This window comes from Klebsiella terrigena, assembly GCF_006539725.1.
GTDB classification, from domain to species: Bacteria; Pseudomonadota; Gammaproteobacteria; order Enterobacterales; family Enterobacteriaceae; genus Klebsiella; species Klebsiella terrigena.
Map to the genome: position 1 here is coordinate 74,487 of NZ_BJNO01000009.1, position 25,928 is coordinate 100,414.

At 59.5% G+C, this 25,928-nt stretch carries 25 protein-coding genes and 1 pseudogene; 16 read left to right on the forward strand and 10 right to left on the reverse strand.

Annotated features, from left to right (window positions below; genetic code table 11):
• Positions 1-87 precede the first annotated feature (87 nt).
• Entirely contained in the window at positions 88-591 is a 504-nt protein-coding gene (locus RTE01_RS12385; RefSeq protein WP_134525161.1) for a GNAT family N-acetyltransferase, read from the forward strand.
• Between the two features lie 82 nt (positions 592-673).
• On the opposite strand, the gene miaE is transcribed toward RTE01_RS12385, so the two are convergent.
• Together miaE and rraB are read right to left on the reverse strand one after the other, a co-directional pair.
• A complete protein-coding gene (gene miaE / locus RTE01_RS12390; protein ID WP_041143789.1) occupies positions 674-1,438 on the reverse strand; it encodes a tRNA isopentenyl-2-thiomethyl-A-37 hydroxylase MiaE in 765 nt (254 codons plus the stop codon).
• A 49-nt stretch (positions 1,439-1,487) separates the two neighbouring features.
• Positions 1,488-1,913: a ribonuclease E inhibitor RraB gene (gene rraB / locus RTE01_RS12395; RefSeq protein WP_041143788.1), complete on the reverse strand. Its 426-nt coding sequence runs from the start codon at positions 1,911-1,913 to the stop codon at positions 1,488-1,490.
• 98 nt (positions 1,914-2,011) lie between these two features.
• Here rraB and argL point away from each other — a divergent pair, with 98 nt between their 5' ends.
• The gene (gene argL / locus RTE01_RS26595) at positions 2,012-2,107 is read left to right on the forward strand and encodes a putative translational regulatory protein ArgL (protein WP_374756750.1); all 96 of its coding nucleotides are present in this window, start codon (positions 2,012-2,014) and stop codon (positions 2,105-2,107) included.
• A complete protein-coding gene (argF, locus tag RTE01_RS12400; RefSeq protein ID WP_134525160.1) occupies positions 2,077-3,081 on the forward strand; it encodes an ornithine carbamoyltransferase in 1,005 nt (334 codons plus the stop codon). Before argL ends, argF begins: the two co-directional genes overlap by 31 nt.
• A gap of 98 nt (positions 3,082-3,179) precedes the next feature.
• Here argF and RTE01_RS12405 read toward each other — a convergent pair whose 3' ends face one another.
• Entirely contained in the window at positions 3,180-3,632 is a 453-nt protein-coding gene (locus RTE01_RS12405) for a YhcH/YjgK/YiaL family protein (RefSeq protein WP_134525159.1), read from the reverse strand.
• A 194-nt stretch (positions 3,633-3,826) separates the two neighbouring features.
• Here RTE01_RS12405 and RTE01_RS12415 point away from each other — a divergent pair, with 194 nt between their 5' ends.
• The 7 genes and pseudogenes from RTE01_RS12415 to RTE01_RS26540 form a co-directional block, all read left to right on the forward strand.
• On the forward strand, positions 3,827-3,931 hold the full coding sequence (locus RTE01_RS12415; protein ID WP_080773194.1) for a pyrBI operon leader peptide: 105 nt from the start codon (positions 3,827-3,829) through the stop codon (positions 3,929-3,931).
• On the forward strand, positions 3,906-3,965 hold the full coding sequence (locus RTE01_RS26400; RefSeq protein ID WP_112150686.1) for a pyrBI operon leader peptide: 60 nt from the start codon (positions 3,906-3,908) through the stop codon (positions 3,963-3,965). The genes RTE01_RS12415 and RTE01_RS26400 overlap by 26 nt, the downstream gene beginning before the upstream one ends.
• Positions 3,966-3,967: 2 nt before the next feature.
• The gene (gene pyrB / locus RTE01_RS12425) at positions 3,968-4,903 is read left to right on the forward strand and encodes an aspartate carbamoyltransferase (RefSeq protein ID WP_041143785.1); all 936 of its coding nucleotides are present in this window, start codon (positions 3,968-3,970) and stop codon (positions 4,901-4,903) included.
• A gap of 12 nt (positions 4,904-4,915) precedes the next feature.
• Complete coding sequence (pyrI, locus tag RTE01_RS12430) at positions 4,916-5,377, forward strand: aspartate carbamoyltransferase regulatory subunit (protein ID WP_115193710.1); 462 nt, start codon at positions 4,916-4,918, stop codon at positions 5,375-5,377.
• Positions 5,378-5,554: 177 nt separating this feature from the next.
• Positions 5,555-5,941 carry a 2-iminobutanoate/2-iminopropanoate deaminase gene (ridA, locus tag RTE01_RS12435; RefSeq protein WP_076946998.1) on the forward strand — a complete coding sequence of 129 codons (387 nt, stop codon included), beginning with the start codon at positions 5,555-5,557 and terminating at the stop codon, positions 5,939-5,941.
• Positions 5,942-6,281: 340 nt separating this feature from the next.
• Positions 6,282-6,521: a hypothetical protein gene (locus RTE01_RS12440; RefSeq protein WP_174824237.1), complete on the forward strand. Its 240-nt coding sequence runs from the start codon at positions 6,282-6,284 to the stop codon at positions 6,519-6,521.
• Positions 6,522-6,563: 42 nt separating this feature from the next.
• A pseudogene (locus tag RTE01_RS26540) lies at positions 6,564-6,728 on the forward strand (type VI secretion system tube protein Hcp); the annotation flags it as partial.
• 41 nt (positions 6,729-6,769) lie between these two features.
• On the opposite strand, the gene RTE01_RS12445 reads toward RTE01_RS26540, so the two are convergent.
• From RTE01_RS12445 to mgtL, 3 genes are all read right to left on the reverse strand, one after another.
• A complete protein-coding gene (locus RTE01_RS12445) occupies positions 6,770-9,163 on the reverse strand; it encodes a beta-N-acetylhexosaminidase (RefSeq protein WP_141335060.1) in 2,394 nt (797 codons plus the stop codon).
• Positions 9,164-9,322: 159 nt separating this feature from the next.
• On the reverse strand, positions 9,323-12,031 hold the full coding sequence (gene mgtA / locus RTE01_RS12450; protein WP_115193716.1) for a magnesium-translocating P-type ATPase: 2,709 nt from the start codon (positions 12,029-12,031) through the stop codon (positions 9,323-9,325).
• 143 nt (positions 12,032-12,174) lie between these two features.
• Positions 12,175-12,228, reverse strand: a complete 54-nt coding sequence (gene mgtL / locus RTE01_RS26600; RefSeq protein WP_227503286.1) for a mgtA regulatory leader peptide MgtL — start codon at positions 12,226-12,228, stop codon at positions 12,175-12,177.
• Positions 12,229-12,408: 180 nt separating this feature from the next.
• Here mgtL and treR point away from each other — a divergent pair, with 180 nt between their 5' ends.
• The 3 genes from treR to treC all read left to right on the forward strand — a co-directional run bounded on the left by treR (position 12,409) and on the right by treC (position 16,615).
• The gene (gene treR / locus RTE01_RS12455; protein ID WP_041143775.1) at positions 12,409-13,356 is read left to right on the forward strand and encodes a trehalose operon repressor TreR; all 948 of its coding nucleotides are present in this window, start codon (positions 12,409-12,411) and stop codon (positions 13,354-13,356) included.
• A gap of 129 nt (positions 13,357-13,485) precedes the next feature.
• Positions 13,486-14,904: a PTS trehalose transporter subunit IIBC gene (gene treB / locus RTE01_RS12460; RefSeq protein ID WP_045853310.1), complete on the forward strand. Its 1,419-nt coding sequence runs from the start codon at positions 13,486-13,488 to the stop codon at positions 14,902-14,904.
• A gap of 55 nt (positions 14,905-14,959) precedes the next feature.
• Positions 14,960-16,615, forward strand: coding sequence for an alpha,alpha-phosphotrehalase (gene treC / locus RTE01_RS12465; RefSeq protein WP_041143773.1), 1,656 nt, complete (start codon positions 14,960-14,962; stop codon positions 16,613-16,615).
• Positions 16,616-16,689: 74 nt separating this feature from the next.
• Here the strand turns inward: treC and celB are convergent, their stop codons facing one another.
• The 3 genes from celB to RTE01_RS12480 form a co-directional block, all read right to left on the reverse strand.
• The gene (celB, locus tag RTE01_RS12470) at positions 16,690-18,042 is read right to left on the reverse strand and encodes a PTS cellobiose transporter subunit IIC (RefSeq protein ID WP_041143772.1); all 1,353 of its coding nucleotides are present in this window, start codon (positions 18,040-18,042) and stop codon (positions 16,690-16,692) included.
• A 26-nt stretch (positions 18,043-18,068) separates the two neighbouring features.
• Positions 18,069-19,376, reverse strand: a complete 1,308-nt coding sequence (locus tag RTE01_RS12475; RefSeq protein WP_134525158.1) for a 6-phospho-beta-glucosidase — start codon at positions 19,374-19,376, stop codon at positions 18,069-18,071.
• Positions 19,377-19,455: 79 nt separating this feature from the next.
• Positions 19,456-19,764, reverse strand: a complete 309-nt coding sequence (locus tag RTE01_RS12480; protein ID WP_041143771.1) for a PTS sugar transporter subunit IIB — start codon at positions 19,762-19,764, stop codon at positions 19,456-19,458.
• Positions 19,765-20,026: 262 nt separating this feature from the next.
• Between RTE01_RS12480 and RTE01_RS12485 the strand changes: the two genes are divergently transcribed.
• The 3 genes from RTE01_RS12485 to nrdG all read left to right on the forward strand — a co-directional run bounded on the left by RTE01_RS12485 (position 20,027) and on the right by nrdG (position 24,005).
• Entirely contained in the window at positions 20,027-20,770 is a 744-nt protein-coding gene (locus RTE01_RS12485) for a MurR/RpiR family transcriptional regulator (protein ID WP_041143770.1), read from the forward strand.
• 367 nt (positions 20,771-21,137) lie between these two features.
• Complete coding sequence (gene nrdD, locus RTE01_RS12490) at positions 21,138-23,276, forward strand: anaerobic ribonucleoside-triphosphate reductase (RefSeq protein ID WP_041143769.1); 2,139 nt, start codon at positions 21,138-21,140, stop codon at positions 23,274-23,276.
• 264 nt (positions 23,277-23,540) lie between these two features.
• On the forward strand, positions 23,541-24,005 hold the full coding sequence (nrdG, locus tag RTE01_RS12495) for an anaerobic ribonucleoside-triphosphate reductase-activating protein (protein WP_134525157.1): 465 nt from the start codon (positions 23,541-23,543) through the stop codon (positions 24,003-24,005).
• A gap of 6 nt (positions 24,006-24,011) precedes the next feature.
• Here nrdG and RTE01_RS12500 read toward each other — a convergent pair whose 3' ends face one another.
• On the reverse strand, positions 24,012-25,922 hold the full coding sequence (locus tag RTE01_RS12500; RefSeq protein WP_134525156.1) for a BglG family transcription antiterminator: 1,911 nt from the start codon (positions 25,920-25,922) through the stop codon (positions 24,012-24,014).
• Between the last annotated feature and the right edge of the window lie 6 nt (positions 25,923-25,928).

Below are 25,928 nucleotides of genomic sequence, written 5' to 3' on the forward strand. Positions count from 1 at the left end.
CCGTCGCGTTGAACAGCGCTTGCGCTGCCCCCTTTTCCGATGTTATTAACAACAGCATCATCTGCCATTTTTGCTATGAGTAATCGTATGAATACCATCGCGACCATCACGGTGTCGCTGCGCCGGATCACCGCGCAAGACAATGCGGCTATCGCCGGCGTTATTCGCCAGGTTTCAGCCGAATATGGGCTGACGGCCGATAAAGGCTATACGGTAGCCGACCCTAATCTGGATGAGCTTTTCCAGCTCTATAGCCAGCCGGGTTCCGCATACTGGGTGGTGGAGCAGGATGGTCAGGTCGTCGGCGGCGGCGGCGTAGCGCCGCTGGCCCACAGCGAGCCCGATATCTGCGAGCTGCAGAAGATGTATTTTATGACTTCCGCCCGTGGACAGGGGCTGGCGAAAAAGCTGGCGCTGCTCGCGCTGGATCATGCCCGCGAGCAGGGATTCAGGCGCTGCTATCTGGAAACCACCGCCTTCCTCAAGGAAGCTGTGGGGTTATACGAGCACCTTGGTTTCGAGCATATTGACGGACCGCTGGGCCATACCGGCCACGTGGATTGCGAAGTGCGGATGCTTAAAACGCTGTAGTTAGTCTTGTTGTTTACGCTTCCCCGGCCGCGCTGCGCTTACCGGGGACCCGCCCTCTTCCCGTTGCTCCGGGAACCCCACTTCAGGCCGCCACCGGCACTCCGCTATGGAAGCGAATCTCCGCCTCCGGCGCGTTGATCAGCGCAGCTTCCGCGGCCCCCAGCTGGCGCACGCGCTCGCTGATATCTTCCCCGGCAATCTGCTGCGCCAGGCGCAGGTAATCCTCGAAGTGACGCGCTTCGGAGCGCAGCAGCGACAGGTAGAACTTCTGCAGACTCTCCTCCAGCCACGGCGCCAGAGCGGCAAAGCGCTCGCAGGAGCGCGCTTCGATATAGGCCCCGCAGATCAGCTTATCGATCAGCATCACCGGCTCATGGGACCGCACCTCCCGGCGCAGCCCGCGGGCGTAGCTGCTGGCGGTCATTTTGACGTAGGGAATATCGTGCGCCAGCATGATCTCGCGCACCTGCCAAAAGTGGTGCAGCTCTTCTTTAATCAGCAGCACCATGCTGTCAATCAGCTGGCGTCCCCACGGGTCGTCCGTATGCGGCATGGTGCTTTTATTGATCCGCTTATGCAGCGCGACGAAATCCGGCTCCGGGCCCCAGCGGTAGGTAAAGTCCTCGTACGGCTTCAGGCAGGCCAGCAGCTCGTCGGCGCCCTCTTTATCCGCCACATATTTACGCACCAGCAGCATGGCGTTCTGCGCCGCTTTCAGCTCGCAGACCATATGATCGGTGAGCAGCAGCGGCAGGTTTTCCGGCTTACGGGCTTCATCAATCCACGCTTGCGGGGTGGTGCAGTGCAGGAAGTTGAGTACGGGGGAGAGTATTTGCGGGTAGTCCATCGAGATTCCTTGCTATACGGCGGCAGATACCGCCGTATCCATCAGCGGCTTAGTGGCGTACGCCGTCGTCATCTTCATCGACGAAATCTTCGTCATCGTCTTCGTCGCCATCTTCACCGTTAGGGTCTTCGTAGTAGGTGCCCCAACCGTCATACTCGACGCCAAACTTTTCTGCCAGCGTCATCAGCTGTTCAACCTGAGCATCAATCAGCTCAACCTTCAGCGCGCTCTCGCTCAGGATATCGCAGCAGATAACGGTTTCGCCCTCTTCGACTTCCAGCTCTTCCGGCTCGGTCACTTCGTAACCCAGCTTGAAGGCTTCGACCGCAACTTTTTCCAGCGTTTCGAAGTCGTCGGCGGAGAGATGATGCTCAATGGTGTACAGCGCGTCCGGATCGCTGCCGTCTTCGAGCAGCTCTTCGATAATCAGACGCGTTTCTTCACGCTGTTCTTCCAGTAGTTCCGGGTTTGCCATGGCTCGTTCCTCATAATGTGCGGCAGTTACTTCTATTGTCACATACCGCCGTGATTGCCTCCACCTTTGCGCGAAAGATTTGTGCGGCGGGGTTGCAAATGAATATTCATACATATAAAGTGAATTTTAATTCAATAAGTGGCTTAAGCCATGCGAGGGAACCATGTCGACGTTTTATCAGAAGCATTTTTTGAAGTTGCTTGATTTTACACCTGCAGAAATCACCGCCCTGCTCAAGCTGGCGACCAGACTCAAAACCGATAAAAAAAACAGCATTGAAATCCAGCATCTCGCCGGCAAAAACATCGCGCTCATCTTCGAAAAAGACTCTACCCGCACACGATGCTCTTTCGAAGTTGCCGCATTCGATCAGGGCGCGCGCGTGACCTACCTCGGGCCAAGCGGCAGCCAGATCGGCCATAAAGAGTCCATTAAAGATACCGCTCGCGTGCTGGGCCGGATGTATGACGGTATTCAGTACCGCGGCCACGGCCAGGAAGTGGTTGAAACCCTCGCCCAATACGCTGGCGTGCCGGTGTGGAACGGCCTGACCAACGAATTTCACCCTACCCAGCTGCTGGCGGATCTGCTGACCATGCAGGAACACCTGCCGGGGAAAGCGTTCAACGAGATGACCCTCGCCTACGCCGGCGACGCGCGTAATAACATGGGCAATTCGATGCTGGAAGCAGCGGCCCTTACCGGGCTGGATCTGCGCCTCGTCGCGCCGGCGGCCTGCTGGCCGGAAGAGAGCCTGGTGGCCGAGTGCAAAGCGCTGGCGCAAAAGCACGGCGGCAACATCACCCTGACCGAAGATATCGCCGCCGGCGTGAAGGGCGCAGACTTTATCTATACCGACGTTTGGGTATCTATGGGTGAAGCCAAAGAGAAGTGGGCCGAGCGTATCGCCCAGCTGCGTGAGTATCAGGTGAACAGCAGCATGATGGCGCTGACCGGCAACCCGCAGGTGAAGTTCCTCCACTGCCTGCCGGCGTTCCACGACGATCAGACCGCGCTTGGCCAGCAGATGGCCGCCGAGTTTGGCCTGCATGGCGGGATGGAAGTCACCGACGAGGTGTTTGAATCCGCGGCGAGCATCGTCTTCGATCAGGCCGAAAACCGCATGCACACCATCAAGGCGGTGATGGTCGCGACCCTGAGTAAATAACCCGCGGAGACTCCCGGAGGCGGCGCGTGCGCCTTATCCGGGCCACCGCACCGCCCCCTCTCCCCGGCAAGCACTGCGCAACCGGGGAGTGATGGCCCTTAGCCCATCAGCATCTTCACCACCGCTTTGCGCACTTTGGCAGGCGAGCCCACCGCGCACAGCGGCTTATGCACCTCCCCTGGATAAAACACCACAAAATCTCCCGCGCGGAGGATCATGGTTTTCTCCTCCTCGCCGGCGGCGAGGAACGCGATGTCTTTATCCGCCAGCCAGTCGATATCCGGCGTCCCGGCAGGCCGGGTGCTGAAGGTCATCCCCTCCTCGCCCTGCAGCACAATCTGGATATCCAGGTAGCGCGCGTGATACTCGGCGCGGCGCTCGCTGAGCGCTTCGGTGGTATCCTGCGAAATCAGATAAAACAGGTTGTTGCCGTCAATATCGTGCTTACCGAGCGGCGTCTGCTCGGTGACGTGAGCCTTAACGTATTCGATAGCGTGACGCAGCGGCTCCGGTAGCCAGGCCTGCAGATGGTGAATGTTGCCGACGATCATAATAACCCTCAAATATAAAACAGCTTTTCATTTCTGGTTTTTATACGCCCCTTGCGACTGCCATACCACCACTTTTTAACGCTTTTTTGCGCTGGCGCAGCGATATTGAAGCAAACGTTTACCTGTTTGTGGACTAATCGCTTGATCCGAAATTTGAGCTGCGTATAATGCCGGTCGATTTGCCGGGAGGAAGCATGGTCTATTGCGTACGACATTCTGTCTTACCGCGTCTGAAAACAGGCGCTGGCGTAGCGTTTTTCTTTCCGTTGCTCAATGAATTCTCGAAGCCCCTTATTTAAGGGGCTTTTTTTTTGCCCAGGCGTCAGGAGATAAACATGGCTAACCCGCTATATCAAAAACATATCATTTCCATAAACGATCTCAGCCGCGAAGACCTTGAACTGGTCCTGGCGACCGCTGCAAAACTGAAAGCGCACCCGCAGCCGGAACTGCTGAAGCACAAGGTTATCGCCAGCTGTTTTTTTGAAGCCTCTACCCGCACCCGTCTGTCGTTCGAAACCTCGATGCACCGCCTCGGCGCCAGCGTGGTAGGCTTCTCCGACAGCAGCAACACCTCGCTGGGCAAAAAGGGCGAAACCCTCGCCGACACCATTTCGGTCATCAGCACCTACGTTGACGCCATCGTAATGCGTCATCCGCAGGAAGGCGCCTCACGCCTGGCAACCGAATTCTCCGGCGGCATTCCGGTGCTCAACGCCGGCGACGGCGCTAACCAGCACCCGACGCAAACCCTGCTGGATCTGTTCACCATCCAGGAAACCCAGGGCCGCCTGGAAAACCTCAACGTGGCGATGGTCGGCGACCTGAAATACGGCCGTACCGTGCACTCCCTGACCCAGGCGCTGGCGAAATTTAACGGCAACCGCTTCTACTTTATCGCGCCTGACGCGCTGGCCATGCCGCAGTACATCCTCGATATGCTCGATGAGAAAGGGATTGCCTGGAGCGTCCATAGCGCCATAGATGAGGTCATGGAGGAGGTCGATATTCTCTATATGACCCGCGTCCAGAAAGAGCGCCTCGACCCGTCGGAATATGCCAACGTGAAGGCGCAGTTTGTGCTGCGCGCCGCCGATCTGGAAGGCGCCCGCGACAATATGAAAGTGCTGCACCCGCTGCCGCGCATTGACGAAATCACCACCGATGTTGATAAAACGCCGCACGCCTGGTACTTCCAGCAGGCCGGCAACGGCATCTTCGCACGCCAGGCGTTACTGGCACTGGTACTGAATAGCGAGCTGGCTCTGTAAGGGGAAACGACCATGACACACGATAATAAACTGCAGGTAGAAGCCATTAAGCGTGGCACCGTCATCGACCACATCCCCGCGCAGGTGGGCTTTAAGCTGCTGACGCTGTTCAAGCTGACCGAAACCGACCAGCGCATCACCATCGGCCTGAATCTGCCGTCAGGTGAAATGGGCCGCAAGGATCTGATTAAAATCGAGAACACCTTCCTGACCGACGAGCAGGTCAACCAGCTGGCGCTGTACGCCCCGCTGGCGACGGTAAACCGCATCGACGATTACGAAGTGGTCGGCAAGTCGCGCCCTAATCTGCCGGAGCGGATTAACAGCGTGCTGGTGTGCCCGAACAGCAACTGTATCAGCCACGCCGAGCCCGTTTCCTCCAGTTTTGCGGTGAAAAAACGTGAACATGACATCGCGCTGAAGTGCAAATATTGTGAAAAAGAGTTTTCACATAATGTGGTTCTGGCCAACTAATTGAGGTTGGTATTGGCAACCTGGCTCCCTATAATGGCCGGGTCCTTAACGCGCTATCCTTCAAGCTGCTTCCTTGTCGGCGGCGTGAGCGCCCACGGCGACTCGCCTCCTGCCGCGTCGATGCAACCCGAAGGATTTCGCGTCACTTCTTAATTAAGCTGTTATTCAGGAGAACTCATGTCTAAAACTATCGCGACGGAAAATGCACCCGCAGCTATCGGCCCGTACGTTCAGGGTGTTGATCTGGGTAGCATGATCATCACTTCCGGCCAGATCCCGGTTGATCCTAAAACGGGCAGCGTACCGGAAGATGTTGCCGCTCAGGCGCGCCAGTCTCTGGACAACGTAAAGGCTATCGTTGAAGCAGCAGGCCTGAAAGTGGGCGATATCGTTAAAACCACCGTATTCGTTAAAGACCTGAACGATTTCGCCACCGTGAATGCCGCGTATGAAGCGTTCTTCACCGAGCATGATGCGACCTTCCCGGCGCGCTCCTGCGTCGAAGTTGCGCGTCTGCCGAAAGACGTGAAGATTGAGATTGAAGCGATCGCGATTCGCCGCTGATTGTTCAGCCCTCTCCGCCGCGGAGAGGGTTATCTCCCGGCCGCGGGTTGAGCAGCCGTCAGGGAACGCATATTCCATTCTAAAGCCTCACGACCTTCTGTCAGCTTTCGTTACCGAAATAGGCGATTAAGCGCAGCGAAAGCGATTTAACTCATTTAGCGCCGGGAAGCGTTAATATATATATATCATTAAAAATAAATTAATTAATCTATCTTTTAACAAAAACAATTAAAACATTCCATTAATAATTATTGACGCACGGAATTCCATTATTATTAAGTAGACTGCTCGAACAATCTGCGTATTATGTATTCAACATCGCTCATCGAGGGAACGCTGAATGCATGCTGCCGATCTTTTAAGGTTAAAATTTCAGAGTCACCGCCAGTTAGCAATCCATGCCGATAAAGGATTTACAACCACGCTGCAGGCTGCGGGAGGCGTTGCATCGGATATTTATTCGGGAATTGAAAGAGCCAGCTGGTACGCAAGCTGTTTAATACCTCGATACAATGATGTTTGCCAGCAGCTGAAATCCGAAGAGATAAGGACAGCTTATTTGATAAATTCAAATAAATAAATCCGGTAAATATTGAATAAATATACCTAAGGGATTTATATTATGTCTAATCCAGCCTGGCTTTGGTTAGTGGATGCCAATGGTTCTCCACTCGTCGGCTCGTCCCTGGTGACCAACCGCATCGGTGCTATTGAAATTCGATCGCTGACCCATAACGTGAATCTTCCAACGGATGGAAATACGGGACGACTAGCGGGAAAGCGCCTCTGCCACAGTGCCGGCCCTAAGGCCGGCCTGTGATATCTCCCCTACTCGACCTTCGTCGCCCGCAGCAGTTTCTCCAGCGGGTAGACCGCCGCAATCACCAGCTCATCCTGGGTTTTCGCCGCCTCATCCAGCTGCGCCTGCACCGACGCATACTCCTTATCATCCAGCGTGCCCTGACGGGCCACCAGGTCCGTCAGCCGCAGCCCCAGCGTCGCCAGCTTATCAACCTGCTGCACCACCGGGCCGATCGCCGCCAGCTGATAGCTGCTTTCCGTCAGCGCCAGCGCATCGGCGGTATTATTTTGCCAGCGGGTGAAGACGTGACGCAGCGCGTCCGCGCTTTCGTTATCTTCCGCGTCGCTAATCAGCCTTTCGGCCCAGCGGTCAAGGCTGCGCACGGTGTCGCTCTCCGGCGGCAGCGCGTCGGCCAGGCGGTTCAGCGGCTCAAACTGATGATAGTTATTGGCCTGGAATTTCAGGTGCTGGCGCGTGTAATAGTGCGCCGGCTCGATGGCCTGGGCGAGGATCTGCAGCGCCAGGGTGCTGCCGCCGTTTGCCAACCGGGTGAACTGCACCAGCTGCTGGCCGTGCTGCTGCAGGCCGACCGAGACCGTTGACCAGCCGTCCATGGCCTGCAGGCGCTGGTACATATTGTCGCTGTCTTTGACATCCTGCGCCGACCACAGGCGCTCGGCGACCGCGAAGGCCCGCGGCCACAGCTTGATATCCAGCACCGGCGCCGCCACGTTTTCCGCCCACAGCGCCGCTTCGCCGCCGAGCAGGTTCTTCTGCTGTTCGGCATCGGGAACCACCGGCTGGATCCCCTCCGGCACCTCGTCCAGCCGCTGCCCGCTCACCGGATAGCGGGCGTTGCCCAGCAGGAAGTAGCCGCCAAGCCTATCGTCGTTGACGGTGAGCACCGGCCGGGTTTCCCCCATCCAGGTATCGACGCTGAAGGTTATCTGGTTATCGTTCAGCCACGCGATATCCTGCACCGCCCGACGTGATTTGCCTTTAAAATCAATAAACCCGCGCCAGCCGCTGTCGCCTTTTATCAGCGTGAAGCTGCCCTCCACCGCGCTCCCCTTCAGCCGCGGCATCACGAAGCTCCAGCTTTGGGCGCTGTCGTTATCGGTGATGGTGTCGACGCCGTTCAGGCCCTGCGGGACGACTTCATTGCGGTAGTGATAGGCGGTGTACTGCGGCTGATCGAGATAAAATCCGGTAGAGAGGATCCCGCGATAGCCGTGCTTCGCCACCTCCCCCAGCGCGTCCTGCCCCTGCCACGACTGGATCAAAATGCTTTTCGGCAGATCGGGGTGATAGATTTCGTCCCAGCCCACCATCTGGCGATGGTACTTTTCGAGGATCGTCTCCAGCCGGCGGTTGAAGTACGCCTGCAGCGCGTGGCTGTCCGCCAGCCCCTTGCCGCGCATAAACTTCTGGATCGCCGGATTCGCCTGCCACTGGCTGTCGTCAACCTCATCCCCGCCAATATGCAGATAAGGGTCGGGGAAGATCGCCGCCAGCTCGCCGATCATCGCTTCGGCAAAGGCGTACGTGGCCTCTTTGGTCGGGTCAAGCACCGGCTTAAGCACGCCCCAGTGGCGCTCCATTTGATAGGGTCCCGGCGCGCTCATCAGCTCCGGGTAGGCCACCGCAATGGCCGAGGCGTGCCCGGGCATGTCAATTTCCGGCACCACGCGGATGCCGCGATCCGTCGCGTAGCGCACGATCTCTTTCATCTGCGCCTGGGTGTAGAACAGCCCGTCGCTGGCCTGCTGCTGCAGCTTCGGATAGCGCGTGGAGGCAAAGCGCCAGCCCTGATCGTCGGTCAGGTGCCAGTGGAAGACGTTGAGCTTGGCGGCCGCCATGCCGTCAATTTGCCGCTTGATGGCGTCCAGCGGCATAAAGTGGCGCGCGGAGTCGAGCAGCAGCCCGCGCCACGGGAAGCGCGGCGCATCGTCGATCGTAACGTAAGGAATGGCGGTATTCTCCGCGCCGTTCTGGATCAGCTGGAGCAGGGTTTCCATCCCGCGCAGCGCGCCGAAGCGGGTATTCGCCCTGAGGGTCACGCCCTCGGCGCTCACCTTCAGCTGGTAGCTTTCATCGCTGTCGGGGCGCGGAATGGCCGGGACCTTTTTGGCAATCACCACGTTAATCGTCGGCGCTTTCGCCGGCGCCAGCTGCGGCTGCAGCGTCCAGCCGGTCTGACGGGCGATGCGCTCGCGCCAGCGGCTGGCGGCATCCCCCAAATCGTCGCCGCTGACGTTGAGCGTCAGCTGATTATTCAGCACCAGCGCGCCCTGCGCCTGTGGACGCTCGACGTGAGCCGGCCAGGGCATAAGCGGCAGATCGCCCGCCGGGGCGGCGCAGGCCAGGCCGCTGAGAATTAATCCGCTGGTAAGCACTCCATAGCGCAGGGTGTTAAGCATGAGTTTTCCTTTTGATGACGGGCCAAAAAAAAGCAAAACATTTGGTTAACATGCGCCAAAAAGAGCGTCAAGGAAATGAGATGACGCGCTTCACAACTTAATGAAGTTTAAGATAAATGCCCTCTCCCCTGAGCGGGAGAGGGGCGGAGAAAACCGGGGTTACTGCCAGCCGTAGCGGCGGCTGTAGAAGCCTTTGACCATCTGGGTCAGCGTCATGTAGCCCGCCAGAATCGCAATCAGCCACGGGAAGTAGCTCAGCGGCAGCGCCTGCAGCTGCAGATAGCCCGCCAGCGGCGAGAACGGCAGCGCGATGCCGACCACCATCACCACCAGGGTCATCGCAAACAGCGGCCACGCGGCGCGGCTCTGGACGAACGGAATGCGTCGGGTACGGATCATATGCACAATCAGCGTTTGCGACAGCAGCCCTTCAATAAACCAGCCCGACTGGAACAGCGTCTGCGCTTCCGGCACGTTGGCGTGGAATACCCACCACATCAGGCAGAAGGTGAGGATATCGAAGATGGAGCTAATCGGGCCGAAAAAGACCATAAAGCGCCCCAGCTCGGCCGGGTTCCAGCGCTGCGGCTTACGGATCTGCTCATCGTCAACGTTATCAAACGGGATCGCTACCTGGGATACATCGTACAGCAGGTTCTGAATCAGCAGGTGCAGCGGCAGCATCGGCAGGAACGGCAGAAATGCGCTCGCTACCAGCACGCTGAAGACGTTGCCGAAGTTCGAGCTGGCGGTCATTTTGATGTACTTGAGCATGTTGGCAAAAGTGCGACGCCCTTCGATAACCCCCTCTTCCAGCACCATCAGGCTCTTTTCCAGCAGGATGATATCCGCCGCCTCGCGGGCGATATCCACCGCCCCATCGACGGAAATCCCGATGTCCGCCGCGCGCAGCGCCGGGGCGTCGTTAATCCCGTCGCCCATAAAGCCCACCACGTGCCCCTCGCGTTTGAGCAGCGTCACGATGCGCTCTTTATGCAGCGGCGCCAGGCGCGCAAACAGGGTGGTGCGTTTCGCCAGCGCCGCCAGCTCATCATCGCTGAGCGCTTCAATCTGGCTGCCGACAACCACCTCACCCGCGTCCAGACCCACCTCATGGCATACCTTCGCCGCCACCAGTTCGCTATCGCCGGTGAGGATTTTGACGGTAATGCCGCTGGCCTTCAGCGCTTTCAGCGCCGGGGCGGTGGTCTCTTTCGGCGGATCGAGGAAGGCGATATAGCCTTCGAGGATCAGGTCCGACTCGTCGGCCCGCTGATAGTCCCCTTCCCGCGCCGGCAGATAGCGGGTGGCCACCGCCACCACGCGCAGCCCCTGACGGTTCAGCGTGTCGGTTACCCGGCGGATACGGCGCAGCATGGTCTCGTCCAGCGGCACGATGTCGCCGTTGTAGCGGACCTGGGTCGAGACGTTGAGGATCTCCTGCAGCGCGCCTTTGCAGATAAGCTGATGGACGCCCTCCTGCTCGCTCACCACCACCGACATCCGGCGGCGCTCAAAGTCGAAGGGGATCTCGTCCACTTTCTGCCAGCGCTCGGCAAGCTGACGGGCGGCGTCCAGCTCCACGCCCTCCAGCACTGCGGTATCGAGCAGGTTTTTCAGTCCGGTCTGGTAGTGGCTGTTAAGCCAGGCGACGTTCAGCACGCGCTCGCTGACTTTGCCTGAAACGTCGGTATGGTTTTCCAGCACGATTTTATCCTGGGTCAGGGTGCCGGTTTTATCGGTACACAGGATATCCATCGCGCCAAAGTTCTGGATGGCGTCGAGGTGTTTGACGATGACCTTCTGTTTTGACAGCTTCACCGCCCCGCGCGCCAGGGTCGAGGTGACGATCATCGGCAGCATTTCCGGCGTCAGGCCAACCGCCACAGATAGGGCGAACAGCGCCGCTTCCCACCAGTCGCCTTTGGTAAAGCCGTTAATCAGCAGCACCACCGGCGCCATCACCAGCATAAAGCGGATCAGCAGCATGCTGACGCGGCTGATGCCCTTCTGGAAGGCGTTGGGTTCGCTCTCCTGCTCGCTCACCCGCCCGGCCAGCTGGCCGAACCAGGTGCCGCCGCCGGTGGCGAACACGATCGCCTGCGCCGTGCCGCTCACCACGTTGGTGCCCATAAAGCACAGGGTATCGCACTCCAGCGGGTTGCTCTGCAGCGGGTCGCGGCTGCGGGCCACTTTTTCCACCGGCAGCGATTCGCCGGTCAGCGAGGCCTGGGCGACAAAAAGATCGCGCGCCTGGAGAATGCGCAGGTCCGCCGGGATCATATCTCCCGCCGAGAGCTTAACGATGTCCCCCGGCACCAGCCGGTCGATAGGCAGCTCGCACCAGCGGCTTTCGCCCTGTTCGTTGACCACCCGCAGCACCGTGGCGGTGTTGCTGACCATCGCCTTCAGCGCATCCGCTGCCCGGGTGGAGCGGGCTTCCTGAATAAAGTTGAGCAGCGTGGAGATCCCGACCATCAGCGCAATCACGCCCGCGGCAAACAGATCCTCCGTAGAGTAGGAGACGATGCCCAGCACGGTCAGCAGCAGGTTGAAGGGGTTGCGATAGCAGGTCCACAGATGCACCCACCACGGCGAAGGCTTCTGGGCGGGGATTTGGTTGTCGCCGTGCGCCGCAACTTTCTGCGCCACTTCGGCGGCGTTGAGCCCTTCCGGGTGGCTGTCGAAGGCGCGCCAGAGTTCGTTTTCATCCATGGCCGCCACGTTCAGGCAGCGCTTGCCCAGCGAGTCAGGGATCGGCGCGCTGGCTAGATTGCGGGCATCGGGGAGCGGATCGCGCTGCACCAGGCGGTGTGGCAGGTGGCGGCTAAGCTGCGCAAACAGCTGCCGGGTAAAATTTTTCAACATAAACAGTCCCTCCGCGCTCGCACAGCGAACGCAGCAAAATCGACGGGCACGGTAAAACATACCTGTCAGGCATTATTTTTTTATGGCAGGGACATCAAGGACGTCACTGCTTTACGCTTCCGGTAAAGCAGTGCTAAGCAGGCTTACCGGAAAGAGATATAACTCCATCGAGGATGAGGAGTGGGATCGGGGTCCATAAAATCTCCGGTAAGTGAGTAAAAACGGCGCGGATTATACCGCGGCCAGCGATCTATTTGTGGCAATTATGGCTATGGTAAACCCGCGTAACTAAACCGGACGTAAACCAGACTTTGCTCATTGCGGTCTGGTTGAGTAGCATTAGGCTCAATTTAATCGGACCATCGCGAGAACCCTGCATGCAAAACCGGCTGACCATCAAAGATATCGCGCGCTTGAGCGGCGTCGGGAAATCGACGGTATCGCGCGTGCTCAACAATGAAAGCGGCGTCAACGAGCGCACCCGCGAGCGGGTGGAAGCGGTTATGCAGCAGCACGGCTTCTCGCCCTCCCGCTCCGCGCGCGCGATGCGCGGTCAGAGCGATAAGGTGGTGGCGATTATCGTCACCCGTCTGGACTCGCTGTCGGAAAACCTCGCCGTTCAGACCATGCTGCCCGCTTTTTACGAGCAGGGTTACGATCCGATTATGATGGAGAGCCAGTTCTCCCCGGCGCTGGTTAGCGAGCATCTCAGGATCCTCGCCCGCCGCCATGTCGACGGCGTGGTGCTGTTTGGCTTTACCGGCATTACCGAAGAGATGCTCACGCCGTGGCGCGAAACGCTGGTGCTGCTGGCCCGCGACGCGCCGGGCTTTGCCTCGGTCTGCTACGACGACGACGGGGCGGTGAGGATGCTGATGCAGCGCCTCTACGATCGCGGCCATCGCCATATCAGCTTCCTCGGGGTGCCGCACAGCGACGTCACCACCGGCCAGCGCCGCCATCAGGCCTACCTCGATTTCTGCCAGCAGCACCGCCTCACGCCCACCGCCGCGCTGCCGGGCCTGGCGATGAAGCAGGGCTATGAAAACGTCGCCAGCGTCCTCGGCGCCGACACCAGCGCCCTGCTGTGCGCCACCGATACTCTCGCCCTTGGCGCCAGCAAGTATCTGCAGGAGCAGCGCATCGACAGCCTGCAGATCGCCAGCGTCGGCAGCACGCCGCTGATGAAGTTCCTGCATCCGGAAATTCTCACCGTCGATCCGGGCTACGCCGAGGCCGGACGCCAGGCGGCACGGCAGCTGATCGAACAGATCGCCGGCAATGCTAACCCTCGTCAAATCGTCATTCCCGCGGCGCTGATTTAGTCCCGTCAGCAGGATTTATGTGATCGTGGCTGCGTTTCGGGAACGTTCCCATTTTGCAAACGAAGCGGAGCGGTTAGGATTCGTCTCAGTTCATTACGCAATCTCTTCCCTCTGTTTTGAGGCCTCACAATGAGTAAAGTAAATCAGCAGGACATCGATAAATTAATCGAACTGGTAGGCGGGCGCGACAACATCGCCACCGTCAGCCACTGTATTACCCGTCTGCGCTTTGTGTTAAATAACCCGGCCATCGCCAGGCCGAAAGATATTGAACAGCTGCGCATGGTGAAGGGCTGCTTTACCAACGCCGGGCAGTTCCAGGTGGTGATCGGCACCGACGTGGACGACTACTACAAGGCGCTGCTGGCCACCACCGGCCAGGCCTCTGCGGATAAAGAGCAGGCCAAACAGGCCGCGCGGCAGAACATGAAGTGGCACGAGCAGCTGATCTCGCACTTTGCCGAGATCTTCTTCCCGCTGCTGCCGGCGCTGATCAGCGGCGGCCTGATCCTCGGCTTTCGCAACGTAATCGGCGATCTGCCGATGAGCAACGGCCAGACGCTGGCGCAAATGCACCCGTCGCTGAAAACAATCTATGACTTCCTGTGGCTGATTGGCGAAGCCATCTTCTTCTACCTGCCGGTCGGCATCTGCTGGTCAGCGGTGAAGAAAATGGGCGGCACGCCGATCCTCGGCATCGTGCTGGGCGTCACGCTGGTTTCTCCCCAGCTGATGAACGCCTACATGCTCGGCCAGCAGGTACCGGAAGTGTGGAACTTCGGCCTGTTTACCATCGCCAAAGTGGGCTATCAGGCGCAGGTGATCCCGGCCCTGCTGGCCGGTCTGGCGCTGGGCTTTATCGAGACGCGCATGAAGCGCATCGTGCCTGACTACCTCTACCTGGTCATCGTCCCGGTGTGCTCCCTGATCCTGGCGGTGTTCCTTGCTCACGCCTTTATCGGCCCGTTTGGCCGCATGATCGGCGACGGCGTGGCCTTTGCGGTACGCCATCTGATGACCGGTAGCTTCGCGCCGATTGGCGCCGCGCTGTTCGGCTTCCTGTATGCGCCACTGGTGATTACCGGCGTCCATCAGACCACCCTGGCTATCGATATGCAGATGATTCAGAGCATGGGCGGTACGCCGGTGTGGCCGCTGATTGCGCTCTCCAACATTGCCCAGGCCTCGGCGGTAGTCGGCATTATTATCGCCAGCCGCAAGCAGAATGAGCGTGAAATCTCCGTCCCGGCGGCGATCTCCGCCTACCTTGGCGTCACCGAGCCGGCGATGTACGGCATCAACCTGAAGTACCGCTTCCCGATGCTCTGCGCGATGATCGGCTCCGGCCTCGCCGGGCTGCTGTGCGGCCTGAACGGCGTGATGGCGAACGGGATCGGCGTCGGCGGCCTGCCAGGCATCCTCTCCATTCAGCCGACCTACTGGCAGGTTTACGGCCTGGCAATGGCTATTGCCGTCGTCGTGCCGATTGTTCTCACGACCTTCGTGTACCAGCGCAAATTCCGCCAGGGCACCTTGCAGATTGTCTGATTTTATCTTCCTTCCGGGGCGCGAAAGCGCCCCCTCGTTGTAGCAGGAAAGCACTATGAATACCCTTCCCCTCTGGTGGCAAAACGGCGTTATTTACCAAATCTATCCGAAGAGTTTCCAGGATACGACCGGCAGCGGTACCGGCGATCTGCGTGGGGTCACCGCGCGCCTCGACTACCTGCACAAGCTTGGCGTGGACGCCATCTGGCTGACCCCGTTCTACGTCTCGCCGCAGGTGGATAACGGCTACGATGTGGCGAACTACACCGCCATCGATCCGACCTACGGCACGCTGGATGACTTTGACGAACTGGTGGCCGAGGCGAAAGCGCGCGGCATCCGCATCGTGCTGGATATGGTGCTTAACCACACCTCAACCGCCCACGCCTGGTTCCGCGAGTCGTTAAAGAGAGAGAGCCCGTACCGCCAGTTTTATATCTGGCGCGACGGCGAACCCACCACCCCGCCGAATAACTGGCGCTCCAAATTCGGCGGCAACGCCTGGCAGTGGCACGCCGAAAGCGGTCAGTACTATCTGCACCTGTTCGCCGCCGAGCAGGCGGACCTCAACTGGGAAAACCCGGCCGTGCGCGCGGAGCTAAAAAAGGTCTGCGAATTCTGGGCCGACCGCGGCGTTGACGGCCTGCGCCTCGACGTTATCAACCTGATCTCGAAAGAGCAGACCTTCCCGTCCGATGCCGAGGGCGACGGCCGCCGCTTCTATACCGACGGCCCGCGCGTGCACGAATTCCTGCAGGAGATGAGCCGCGACGTCTTCACTCCGCGCAATCTGATGACGGTCGGGGAGATGTCCTCCACCACCCTGGAGCACTGCCAGCAGTACGCGGCGCAGGAGGGCCAGGAGCTGTCGATGACCTTTAACTTCCACCACCTGAAGGTGGATTATCCCGGCGGCGAAAAATGGAGCCTCGCGCGTCCTGACTACGTGGCGCTGAAGGCGCTGTTCAGCCACTGGCAGCAGGGGATGCACAACCGCGCGTGGAACGCTCTGTTCTGGTGTAACCACGATCAGCCGCGCATCGTTTCGCGCTTCGGCGACGAGGGCGAATACCGGGTTCCGGCGGCCAAAATGCTGGCGATGGTGCTGCACGGGATGCAGGGCACCCCCTATATCTACCAAGGGGAAGAGATTGGCATGACCAATCCGCACTTCTCGCGAATCAGCGACTATCGCGACGTCGAAAGCCACAACATGTTTATTGAGCGTGCCGCCCAGGGGCAGGCGCCCGACGAGCTGCTGGCGATTCTGGCCAGCAAATCCCGCGACAACAGCCGGACGCCGATGCAGTGGAGCGGCCGCGAGAACGGCGGCTTCAGCGAAGGCGAGCCGTGGATTGCATTGTGCGATAACTATCGCCACATCAACGCCGAGTCGGCGCTGGCCGATCCTGATTCGGTGTTCTATGCCTATCAGCAGCTGATCGCGCTGCGCAAAAGCACGCCGGTGCTGACCTGGGGCGACTATCTCGATCTTTGCCCGGCGCATCCGTCTCTGTGGTGCTATCGCCGTCAGTGGCAGGGGCAAACGCTGGTGGTGGTGGCTAACCTGAGCCGTGAATTCCAGAACTGGCAGCCGGATGAGATGAAGGGCGACTGGCGGGTATTGATGAGCAACTACGCGGAAGCGGCGAATCGCCCGGCGGCCATGACCCTGCGTCCGTTTGAAGCCGTGTGGTGGCTGCAGGAGTAAGGCGGCGCCGCGGCTGGCGCAGCGCTTGAGCGGGCTACGTTAGAGTAGCCCGAGCTGGCGCCGCGCCTTTGTCGTCAGACTCTGTCGGCCGTTGACAGCGCGCTGCTGGCCTCCTGGCGGGTCGAGGCGTGCTCCTCTTTCGCCTTCAGGCGATCCCACGCCCGGAAGAACGGATAGTAAACCACCAGCGAAATCGTCAGGTTCACCACCTGCAGAATGGTGCCGGAAATATGCCCGCCCGTTGCCAGATAGCCGCTAATAAAAATCGGCGTGGTAAACGGCAGCGCAATCCCCGCCGGCGGAGCGACCAGCCCGGTCGCCATCGCGGTGTACGAGACAATCACCAGCAGAACCGGCGTCAGGATAAACGGCAGGAAGAAATAGGGGTTCATCACCAGCGGAATACCGAACACCATCGGTTCGCTGATATTAAACAGCGCGCCGGGCGCGGCGATTTTCCCCAGCTGCTTCATCTGCTGGCTGCGGCTTCTGAACAGCATAAACAGCACCAGCCCCAGCAGCGCCCCGGTACCGCCGGGGGCAATCCACAGATCGTAAAACTGCTGCGTAATGATGTGCGGGATCGGCTGGCCGTTCTGAAACGCGGTGAGGTTTTCCGACATATTCGACAGCCACACCGGCTGAATAAACACCAGCACGATGGCATCGCCGTGCAGCCCCAGCGTCCACAGAATGCCGATCAGGATAACCGAGAAGATCATCCCCGGCAGCGTGCCGCCGACGTGGTGCATCGGGATGCCGATAATGGTGGCGATCATGCTGTTAATGTCGCCGAACGGTGAGGCTTCGACGATCAGGCGCAGCGCCAGCACCACCGCCAGCACGCAGAATCCGGGGATCAGCGCGAGGAACGATTTCGCCACCGCCGGCGGCACGCCGTCCGGCATGCGGATAACCAGGTTGCGGCTGGCGACAAAGCGGTAAATCTCGGTGGAGAGCAGCGAAATCACGATGGCAACAAACAGCCCCTGGCTGCCTACCAGCCCGACCGGGATCACCCCTTTGACCACTTCCGCCGCGCCGTGCACCGGCGTAAACAGCGTGCTTTGCGGGATCGTCATCACGAAGGCGACCAGCGACATCGCCCCGGCGGTCAGCGGATCAAGCGTGCGGTACTTCTCCGCCAGCCGGTAGGCAATCCCGAAGCTCGATATCAGCGCCATAATGTCGTAGGTCGCTTTGACCGGATAAAGAATTTTATCGCGCCAGACGTCGCCGAACAGGCCGCTCATCATATCGGCATAGCCGGGAATGGGCAGGTAGGCGAAAATCAGGAAAAATGAGCCAATCAGCATAAACGGCATATTCAGAATAATGCCGTCGCGCACCGACAGGACGTGCTTTTGCCCGGCGATTTTCAGCGCCGCAGGCATGACGTAACGTTCAATCCACGTTGTGTTCGACATAAGACGATCCCCAAAGGAAATAACGATCAGTTAAATTGCGTCAGCCATTGACGGTTGATGGTTAAGACTTCGTCCAGCAGCGCCTGCGCGTCGGTGACGTTGCCCACCAGCGGGTTGGTCACCAACGCCAGCAGCGCGCTATCGCGGCAGCCGTGTACCGCGGCTTCAATGGTCAGCCGCTCAAAGGCCTTCACCTGCTGCGTCAGGCCGTTCATCGCCGGCGGCAGCGCGCCAAAGGTCAGCGGCCGGGCGCCCTGGGCATCAATAATGCTGTTGGTTTCCACCACCGCGTCATCGTCAAGGCCGTGAATCGCCCCGTTGTTGCGGGTGTTCACCACCATCTCCTTGCCGAGATTGTTATGAATCGCGTTGATGAGCTCCACGGCCACTTCCGAGTAGTAAGCGCCGCCGCGGAAGCTGAGCTGCTCCGGCTTCTCATCGAGGGCCGGGTTGGCGTACAGCGCGAACAGCTCCTGCTCGACCTTCATCACCTGCTCGGCGCGGGTACCCTTGGTTTTTGCCGCCGCGATCTCCTCCGCCAGCATCGCCGGCGTCAGCCAGAAGTAGCGATGATAGGGGCAGGGAATAGCGTTCAGCGCGCGCAGGAACGGCGCCGGCCACGGCAGCTCTTTGATATTGTTCATCGACAGCGCCTGACCATCGCACAGCATATCGATAACCTTGCGGGTCACGTCTTCGTGCCCCTGCATCACTTTATGCACCCACACCATATGGTTGAGCCCGGCAAAGCGCAGGTTAACCTCTTCCGCCTTCGCGCCCAGCATGCCGGTAATCATGTGCTGCATATTAATCGGCACGTTGCACAGGCCGATAATCTTCGCCTTGCTGTGGCGGCTCACCGCTTCGGTGACAATCCCGGCCGGGTTGGTGAAGTTGAGGATAAACGCCTGCGGCGCCAGCTGCTCGACCTTGCGCGCCACCTCAAGGATCGCCGGGATGGTGCGCAGCGCTTTGGCGAATCCGCCCACGCCGGTGGTTTCCTGGCCCAGCAGGTTGTACTTCAGCCCGAGGCGCTCGTCGCCGGCCCGCGCCGCCAGCTGGCCGACGCGCAGCTGGGTCAGGACGAAGCTGGCCCCGCGGATCGCCTCGTCCAGCGCAAAGTGGATGCTGACGATGACGTGCTCCAGCCCTTTGCGGGTCAGCATCCGCCGCGTCAGCGCGGCGATAATTTCCACCTTCTCCCTGCCTGATTCAACGTCAACCAGCGCCAGCTCCGTAACCGGAAGCTGTTCATAACGAACGATAATTCCTTCAATAAGCTCCGGCGTATAGCTACTGCCGCCGCCAATGACGGCAATTTTTAGTGCTTGCATAGAGACCTCTTTCGGCATGCAGAGAGCCGCGCGCGGTCGACGTGAGCGCGCGTGATGGTTCAGGGATATAAGAGAAAAATCAGGAATTAAGCAGCGCGAGCGCCTTATCAAGCACCGCCGCGCCGCGCATCATGCCGTAGTCGGCCATATCGATCACCGCGACCGCTTTTCCGTGCGGGGCGGCCAGCGCGCTCAGGCGTCCGGCCTCATACTTCACCTGCGGCCCCAGCAGGATCACGTCGGCATTGGCCAGCTCGCGCTCAAATTCCGCGACCGCCACCGCGTAAATATCCAGCGACAGCGCGCGCTGCTGCGCCTCGGCTTTCATCTTCGTGACCAGCATGCTGGTTGACATACCTGCTGCACAGCACAGAACGATTCGTTGCATGACCTCTCCCCCAGATGGATTTATGACTTCGCCCGTTAGGGCCTCAGCGAATATATTGTTAAGATTGTGTGAAAGTGAAGGCTATCTGAAAATAATTTTCACCGATGTGATCGAAACGTAATTTTTGATCATTATTGCTCGCACCGTTTGCCCGATTACCGGCGAAACCATAGGAAATACCTTGGGCTGGTGCTATAAATAGGCACAGACGGTAAGTGAAAAATATTTTCAACGTGATGTTCTGGGGAAAGGGACGGTCAGGATGGATATCGTAGGTCAGTTGCAGCAAGGGCTGGTGCGTTTTAGCACCCAGGAGTCGCGGGTTGCGGCGTTTATTCTGGAAAATTTGAGCTTTACCGCCAGCGCGTCCATCGATGAACTGGCCGCCAGCGCCGGGGTCAGCCCGGCCACCATCACCCGCTTCGCCCGCTCCGTTGGCTGCGAGGATATTCGCGATCTGCGCAAGCAGCTGGCGCAGGCCAGCGAGCGCCGGACCAGCTGGGTGAGCCCGAACAGCCACGCCCTGCCCGCCGCCTGGCGCGACAGGCTGAGCTATCTTGGCGATACGCTGACCCGGCAGCTGGCGCAGACCTCGGAGGCGGCGGTCGAGAAGCTCAAATCCCGCCTGCTGACCGCGCGCGCCGTGCACTGCTTCGCGCTCGGCGCCCAGGATGTTGCCCTCGCCACGCTGCTGCAGCACCAGCTGCTGCCCTCCGGCATCGCTATCAACCTGTGCCAGGACAGCGCCCTGATGCGCATGACGGCCTCGACGCTGAGCGACGATCACCTGCTGCTGGTGCTGGTCACCGCCGGCGCGGACAATATTTTGCAAAGCGCGACCCTGCAGGCGCGAACCCAGGGGGTAACCATCATCGCCCTGGCGCCGGAAAACCACGCCCTGGCCAACATGGCCGCCGGGATTATTCCGCTCCCCGATAGCCCGCAGCTGGCCCGCTACGCCCTGCTGCTGCTGGTCGATCTGCTGAACGATACGCTCATTGCCTGAGCCGCGCCGCCTGCCGCCTGCTCGGGCGGCGTCACGACATTTTTATGCTTGTTTTTTAAGCAGATAAATTTACATTTAGCGCAAGCGCCCATCATCCGTACTCTCACCTTTTTACTTTGTCCTGCATCAATAAAATCGCAAACATCTTTGATGCAAATCACTACATATAGAACTTAAAATGCGTCCCGGCCCAACATATTGTATTAATCGTCTATTATGTCGACACAGCCCATCGTACTCAGGCGGTGGTGGGATGTGGATAAAACGGGCCGGAACCGCAGGAAAACGGCGGCAGCTATAGCGCCTCGCGACCTCGGTATACCTTCCGCCTCTGTGGATAACCTGTTCTATAAAGTATGGAGTGATCATGACACCGCATGTGATGAAAAGAGATGGCTGCAAAATGCCGTTTAAGTCAGAGCGCATTAAAGAAGCAATTCTGCGTGCAGCTAAAGCAGCGGGAGTCGATGACGCAGACTATTGCGCCACCGTCGCAGAAGTCGTTAGCCAGCAAATGCAAAACCGGGCTCAGGTCGATATTAACGAGATCCAGACCGCCGTTGAGAACCAGCTGATGTCCGGTCCGTGGAAGCAGCTGGCTCGCGCCTATATTGAATATCGCCACGATCGCGATATCGAGCGTGAAAAACGCGGCCGCCTGAACCAGGAGATTCGCGGCCTGGTAGAGCAAACCAACTCGTCCCTGCTTAACGAAAACGCCAACAAAGACAGTAAGGTGATCCCCACCCAGCGCGACCTGCTGGCCGGGATTGTCGCCAAACATTACGCTCGCCAGCACCTGCTGCCGCGCGACGTGGTGCAGGCGCACGAACGCGGCGAGATCCACTATCACGATCTCGACTACTCGCCGTTCTTCCCGATGTTTAACTGCATGCTGATTGACCTCAAGGGCATGCTGACCCACGGCTTTAAAATGGGCAACGCCGAGATCGAGCCGCCGAAATCTATCTCTACCGCCACGGCGGTTACGGCGCAGATTATCGCCCAGGTCGCCAGCCATATTTACGGCGGGACCACCATCAACCGAATTGACGAAGTGCTGGCGCCGTTCGTGGCCGAGAGCTGCAAGAAGCATCGTAAAATCGCCGAAGAGTGGCAGATCCCGAACGCCGAAGAGTATGCCCGCTCTCGCACCGAGAAAGAGTGCTACGACGCCTTCCAGTCGCTGGAATACGAAGTAAATACCCTGCACACCGCCAACGGCCAGACGCCGTTCGTCACCTTTGGCTTTGGCCTCGGCACCAGCTGGGAATCGCGTCTGATTCAGCAATCGATTCTGCGCAACCGCATTGCCGGCCTCGGTAAAAACCGCAAAACCGCGGTGTTCCCGAAGCTGGTCTTCGCCATTCGCGACGGCCTGAACCACCGGTTTGGCGACGCCAACTACGACATCAAGCAGCTGGCGCTGGAGTGCGCGAGCAAGCGCATGTATCCGGATATCCTCAACTACGATCAGGTGGTGAAGGTCACCGGCTCGTTTAAAACGCCGATGGGCTGCCGCAGCTTCCTCGGGGTGTGGGAAAACGAGGACGGCGAGCAGGTTCACGACGGCCGCAACAACCTCGGCGTCATCAGCCTCAACCTGCCGCGGATCGCGCTGGAAGCTAAGGGCGACGAAGCCGCCTTCTGGAAACTGCTCGACAGCCGCCTGGAGCTGGCGCGTAAGGCCCTGATGACGCGCATTGCGCGCCTCGAAGGGGTGAAGGCCCGCGTCGCACCAATCCTCTATATGGAAGGCGCCTGCGGCGTACGCCTGAAGGCGGACGACGACGTGGCGGATATCTTTAAAAACGGCCGCGCGTCGATTTCGCTGGGCTATATCGGCATTCACGAAACCATCAACGCGCTCTCCGGCAACCAGCATATGTACGATAGCGACGCGCTGCGCGAGAAAGGCATCGCCATCGTCAAGCGCATGCGCGACGCCGTGGAGCAGTGGAAGGAGGAGACCGGCTACGGCTTCAGCCTCTACAGCACGCCGAGTGAAAACCTGTGCGATCGCTTCTGTCGCCTCGATACCGCCGAGTTTGGCGTCATCAGCGGCGTGACCGATAAGGGCTACTACACCAACAGCTTCCACCTCGACGTCGAGAAGAAGGTGAACCCTTACGATAAGATCGACTTCGAAGCGCCTTACCCGCCGCTGGCTAACGGAGGCTTCATTTGCTATGGCGAATACCCGAACATTCAGCACAACCTGAAGGCGCTGGAAGACGTCTGGGATTACAGCTATCAGCACGTGCCGTACTACGGGACCAACACGCCCATCGACGAGTGCTACGAGTGCGGCTTTACCGGCGAGTTCGAGTGCACCAGCAAAGGGTTTACCTGCCCGAAATGCGGTAACCACGACGCGGCCCGCGTCTCGGTCACCCGCCGCGTGTGCGGCTATCTCGGCAGCCCGGACGCCCGTCCGTTCAACGCCGGCAAGCAGGAAGAGGTGAAGCGCCGCATTAAGCACCTTGGCAACGGGCAGCTCGGTTAATTCCGAGCGGTTTAGCCCCTCCCCCTCTCCCCAACGAGGAGAGGGGATCAATCAGTAGCCGTTTGACCATTCAGGAGCCGCTCCCGGATCGCGCCGCAAAGCGCTTTTTATCCAGGGCTACCGCCACTATATGGGTTTCCTCAAATCAGTTGGCGTTGTAGCAAGGCGGCAAGCGAGCAAGTCCCGGGGAGCTTACTGTAGTAAGTAACCTGGGAGCACGAGCGCAGCCAACGCCGCTACAGCGTCAAATGTGAAGAGGAAACAATGAATTACCATCAGTACTATCCGGTAGATATCGTCAACGGCCCCGGCACCCGCTGCACCCTGTTCGTCTCAGGCTGCGTCCACGAATGCCCCGGCTGCTACAACAAGAGCACGTGGCGGCTCAACTCCGGCCTGCCGTTCACCACCGAAATGGCCGACCGCATCATCGCCGACCTCAACGACACGCGCATTCAGCGTCAGGGGATCACCCTCTCCGGCGGCGATCCCCTGCATCCGCAGAACGTATCGGCGATCCTCGCGCTGGTGCAGCGCATTCGCGCCGAGTGTCCCGGGAAGGATATCTGGATGTGGACGGGCTACAGGTTTGAGGAGCTCAACGACGCGCAGATGGCGGTGGTCGACCTGATTAACGTGCTGGTCGACGGCAAGTTCGTCCAGGATCTAAAAGACCCGATGCTTATCTGGCGCGGCAGCAGCAACCAGGTGGTGCATCACCTGCGCTAGCCGCGCTTAAAAGCGGCTGACGCACTCCATTGCCACGGTTTTAAATTCGTCAAAGCTGCCGGTGGCGGCAAGACGGGCCATCGCGCGTTCGCGCAGGAAAGTCACGAAAATATCGTAGATCGCCATCGCCTCTTCATACTCGCTCTTGCTGATGGCCAGCAGGAAGATGATGTGGGCGGTTTCGTCGCCCCAGACCATACCGTTCGGGGCAATCACGGTGTAGACCACCGTTTTTTTCGCCAGCAGGCCGAGGGCGTGGGGTAGCGCAATGCCGTCGCCGAGCATGGTGCTGACGATGGCCTCACGCTCGACAACCGAGTCATAAAAACCGGCGTCAACAAACCCCTCCTCCTGCAGCTGCTGGCACAGTTCGGCAAACAGCGTCTGGCGATCGATGGGGGTGTCGATTACCCGGAAATGGGCCTCGTCGAAATACTTATCCAGCATCCACGGGCGGGTTCTGTCCACCAGCACCAGCTTGCCGATCTGATCCAGCTGATAATCCGTCGGGAACGGGGCGATGGTGACCACCGGCTTATCCTTTTCACCGATGCGCACGGTGGAAATCACGAAATCCTCGGCAACGGCTTCAAGCAGCTCGTACTCGCGCTGCGACAGGGTGGCGGCAATTTCCAGCTGCGGATATTTGCGCTGCAGGGTCGCCTCGATCATCCGCACCATCGCGTTGCTGGTATCGCACACCAGCAGCACGCGCGGCTGGCGCTGGTAGCCGATATTGTAATGGCGCTCGAGGCCGACGCCGATGTGCAGCACCAGGAAGCCGATCTCGTTTTCGCTGATCGCATAGGGGGTGTATTTCCCCCAGCTGGAGACGGCCGCCAGGGTCATATCCCACGCCATCGGATAGTGCTGCTTGATGTTATCCAGCAGCGGATTGGGGATCATTATCTGGTAGCGCACCCGGGTGATCATGGTCTTAATATGGGTCAGCAGATCGGCGTGCAGCTGGGCGTCATCAAGCAGGTTGTAGTTATACTGGGTGTTGATATAGCGCAGGATGTAGTTCACCAGCGCTTCGTCGTCGTCGGCGCTGATGGTGCCCGGATCGACGTCCTGTACCTGGCGGGCGGCAAGGTGCACGCACAGCCACTCCTCTTCCGCCGCAGAGAGCGCCTTCCCCGCCAGCTGCTGCAGCATCCCGACCAGCTCCCGGGCGGCATCGCGCACGTTCTGCGCCACGTCTTCAGCGCTAAATTCCGCCAGCGGATAGCCTTCGCTGGCGCGACGCACCACCACCGCGCTGTAGAGGCGGATAAAACGCTCGCCCTCATCCGTCAGACGGACGTGGTGGCGGGTGAGGATCTCCTGCAGCTCGCGCGCCAGCCGGGCGGAACCCTCGGCGCTCAGACCGCCTTTATCCACCGGCAGCGGCAGTCCGCCCTGCTGCGCATGCTCCCACAGGAGATCGGTCAGGCAGGCGCGAATCGACACTTCGCTGCCGAATAGCTTCATGCCGTGGCGCGGGCGCGTCTCGAGGGTTAGCTGGTAGCGCTGGAAGCGTTCGCGCACGTCCACCATATCGCTCTGCAGCGTGGCGCGGCTGACGAACCACTCGTCGGCAAGGTCTTCGAGCTTGAGCGAAAAGGCCGAGGTCAAAAAGCGTATCAGCAAAAAGTTGATGCGATCCTGCGCGGTACGCGGAATATGCTGCGCCTTCGGGGTGGTCTCCGCCAGCGTCTGGTATAGCGTCGGGTCGTCAACGTTGAGCCGATAGCCGCTGCCGCGGATAAGCATAAACTGCGCCCCGTAGGGCAGCAGCAGCGCGTTAAGCGCCGTGATATCGGCGCGTACGGTACGGGTAGAAACTGACAGCCGCTGCGCCAGTTCATCCTGCGGCAGCGTTTCGTTTTGCAGCAGGCTAAACAGCTGCGCTAAACGTTGGTTGGGGAATCGCATGTCAGT